This is a genomic window from Flavobacterium sp. GNP008, assembly GCF_056428965.1.
This window is the reverse complement of the sequence record NZ_JBWJVL010000038.1, coordinates 1-261: the sequence shown is the minus strand read 5'-3', so window position 1 is coordinate 261 and position 261 is coordinate 1. Positions and strand designations below refer to the sequence as shown.

The following is a 261-nucleotide window of genomic DNA, read 5'->3' as shown; positions in this document are numbered from 1 at the left end:
ACACCATGGCTGCCGACATGAAGCACGAGATTGCCAAGGCCTACGACGTTGAATCCGAAGGCGGCGTGGCGTTCCGTGGCGCGTTCCTGATCGACGACAAGGGCGTTGTGCGCTCGCAGATCATCAACGATCTGCCGCTGGGGCGTAACATGGAAGAGCTGATCCGCCTGGTCGACGCGCTGCAGTTCCACGAAGAGCACGGTGAAGTCTGCCCTGCCAACTGGAAAAAAGGCGACAAGGGCATGACCGCTTCCACCGAAG

Annotated in this window: 1 protein-coding gene; it reads left to right on the top strand. The window is 60.2% G+C overall.

Going from position 1 to position 261, the window contains the following annotated elements; translation table 11 throughout:
- Nucleotides 1–261: redoxin domain-containing protein (locus AC0608_RS13795; protein WP_478289476.1), on the top strand; the 261-nt coding region annotated here is incomplete at both ends.